The organism is Mycobacterium sp. NS-7484 (assembly GCF_001953975.1).
Classification (GTDB): Bacteria; Actinomycetota; Actinomycetes; order Mycobacteriales; family Mycobacteriaceae; genus Mycobacterium.
On sequence record NZ_MBEJ01000041.1, the window covers coordinates 1 to 2,519 of the forward strand.

The window sequence follows — 2,519 nt, forward strand, 5'->3', positions numbered from 1 at the left end:
CGAGGCCGTCGCGTTCCGCCGCTGGATCACCGGCACCGTGCTCCCCGAGATCCGACGCACCGGATCGTTCAAAGCAGTGCCAGCCACGGCGCTCACCGAGGACGAGATCGTGCACCAGGCGCTCGCGATCACGGCGCGCCGGGTCGAGGAGCTGACCGCCAAGGTTGCCGAGCTGGAGCCGTCCGCCACCGCCTGGGACACGCTGCAGGAGATCGGCGCGGACTATGAGGTGGCCGACGCTGCGAAGATCTTGAGCCGCGACCCGCGCATCGAGATCGGCCGTAACCGGCTGTTCGAGTTCATGCACGACCAGGACTGGATCTACCGGGGCCGCCACAACACATGGAAGGCGTACCAGGATCAGGTCGACCTCGGCCGGCTGATCCATCGCCCGGGTGGTCAGTACTTCCACAAGTCCAGCGGCGAGTACCGCACCGGTGATCCGACGATCCTGGTCACGCCGAAGGGGCTGGCCGAGTTGCGCCGCCTGCTCGGTGGTCGTCAGCTCGAATTGGTGGCGTCCTCATGAGCGCGCTGAGCGACACGGTCGCCAACTTCCGCGCCCTCGGTGCCGCTGCGGCCCGCCTGGTCGCCGACGTGCTGGATGGTCCGGAGCTGCTCGGCCACGACTACGACGTGCCGGCCACCGATGAGGAGACGCGGCGTGCTGAGGGGACGCAGCACGCGCAAACCCCCGGGGAGGTGAGCGCGGACCCATCCCCCGATCCCGCGCCCTCCCCGGGGGACCTCCCCGACTCCGCTCTGTTCGAGGCCGCTGCTCAGTACGCACTTGAGTACAGCCTTCTCGTCGACGATCCCGATGGGAAGGCCGATGCGCACCGGGACGCTGCTCTGTTCCGTGATCGCGCCGCCCAGTTCGCGGCTCTCGAATCGCTCGACACCCAGTAGTAAGGCGGCCCGGTGCCGCTGACACGGCCCGGGCCTTCACCCACAAGGAAGAAGGTCCATTGTGAGCAGTCCTGATCGTATCGCCGACCACCACAAGAGGTGGGACGCGCTCCCACCGTTCCCCGGCTGGCCCTACGTCATGACCGATGGCGACGTCGAGGCCTGGGGCGACATCCTCTACATGCGCGCCCTGGTCGACGAGATCACCAACCACGCCACCCCCCGGGCGATCGAGGAGGTGCTGGCCGGTTTCCCGACCGATGCCGATAGCCCGCTGACCGACGATTGGCCGCACGATGACGCCGCCGATCTGTTGGCTGCGTGGCGGGTCGAGCGCCAGGCGGTGGCAGCGTGAAGCGCCCGACGATGCACTGGCGCACCGCACGCCGGGTCGAGCGCCGAGGCGGAGCGCTCGTCGGTACCGGTATCGCTGCGGCCACCGTGCCGGCCAAGGCTGACCCGGGTATCGGGTGTGAGCGGATCGACTGGGGTCTGCACTTCCTGACCCCGCAGAAGCGCACCATCTGCGATGGCCCGAAGCAGGCCGATGGGAGCTGGAAGCGGTTCCGCCAGTTGTGGACTCCGGCGCATTATGTGCCGCTGCGCACCAGCTGCTACGGCACTTACACGATCAGCTGCACGACCTCGGGCGGCTATCACGTCGACGACCAGATCTGGGAAGAGATGACGTACGTGGTGTTCGACCACAACGTGCTGCCGGATGAGCCGGGTTGGTTGCCGCCCGGGACGGCGGTGCTGCGATGACCCGCGAATGGCTGTGGGCACCCGTACTCATCTTCCTTGCCATCCTGCTGCCCGGCCTCGCCGCGTACGGGGTGATCTAAATGAGCGGGACTGTGAAGACCCAGGGAATGCTCGATTGGGAGATCGGCGTGGTCATCGAGGGCTATCGCTCCGGAAAGTCGATCGGCTACCTCGCCCGAAAGTACGGGATGGGCCGCGAGACTGTCCGTAAGCACTTGCGGAACAACGGTATTGAGCTAGGCGGATATGAGCGCTGCGTAAACCAGCGACCAACGTCCGGGAGCCTCGTACCGCTGCAGGTATCCAACGAGTACCGCACTGCCCAGGCTGCGCCAATCCTGGTTGCCGCCGCCAAGCGCGCGCTCGCGGTCACCGGCGACGAAAGCTACCGGGCGGTGCTGAAGGCGCGCATCGAGCACCCCGATTGGACGCTGACTCAGATCGCGTCGGCGCTCCAGCCGCCGATGACCAAGGCGGCGTATTGGGGCCGGCTGCGTAGGGCGCTCAAGGCAGCGGGGGTGCGGTGATGCCGATGCAGACCGATCGCCTGCCGCTCTGCCCGGTGTGCTGGCAGCCCGTGCGGCCCACGATCCACGCCAACATTCCCCAGCACTTCGACTCGATCCGCGAAGACATCTGCCCCGGCTCCGGTGAGCACTACCGCCTCACCATCGAGCGCCGACCCGAGTTCGAGGGAGTTGCGTCGTGACGATCCCGAATCGTCCTGAGAAGTGCCAGAATTGCGGATTTTCGTCGCGGCACTCGCACCAAAAGCGCGGCGAGATCCCGCAATTCGTGACGTGCTGCAACGCGTGGATGTGCGCCTACTGCCGGGACATGCGCGG

Annotated in this window: 6 protein-coding genes; all 6 read left to right on the forward strand. The window is 67.1% G+C overall.

Annotation, left to right across the window (positions count from 1 at the left end; translation table 11 throughout):
* Nucleotides 1-529: phage antirepressor KilAC domain-containing protein (locus A5733_RS08880; RefSeq protein ID WP_198938755.1), on the forward strand; the 529-nt coding region annotated here is incomplete at its 5' end.
* Nucleotides 526-909 (forward strand): hypothetical protein, encoded by a 384-nt coding sequence (locus A5733_RS08885; RefSeq protein WP_076239849.1) that lies wholly within the window; start codon nucleotides 526-528, stop codon nucleotides 907-909. The genes A5733_RS08880 and A5733_RS08885, both read left to right, overlap by 4 nt.
* A gap of 61 nt (nucleotides 910-970) precedes the next feature.
* Entirely contained in the window at nucleotides 971-1,264 is a 294-nt protein-coding gene (locus A5733_RS08890) for a hypothetical protein (protein WP_076239850.1), read from the forward strand.
* Nucleotides 1,261-1,674 carry a hypothetical protein gene (locus A5733_RS08895; RefSeq protein WP_233152654.1) on the forward strand — a complete coding sequence of 138 codons (414 nt, stop codon included), beginning with the start codon at nucleotides 1,261-1,263 and terminating at the stop codon, nucleotides 1,672-1,674. Before A5733_RS08890 ends, A5733_RS08895 begins: the two co-directional genes overlap by 4 nt.
* An 80-nt stretch (nucleotides 1,675-1,754) precedes the next feature.
* Nucleotides 1,755-2,201 (forward strand): helix-turn-helix domain-containing protein, encoded by a 447-nt coding sequence (locus A5733_RS08900; RefSeq protein WP_076239851.1) that lies wholly within the window; start codon nucleotides 1,755-1,757, stop codon nucleotides 2,199-2,201.
* A 5-nt stretch (nucleotides 2,202-2,206) separates the two neighbouring features.
* Nucleotides 2,207-2,383, forward strand: coding sequence for a hypothetical protein (locus A5733_RS08905; RefSeq protein ID WP_233152655.1), 177 nt, complete (start codon nucleotides 2,207-2,209; stop codon nucleotides 2,381-2,383).
* Nucleotides 2,384-2,519: the final 136 nt, after the last annotated feature.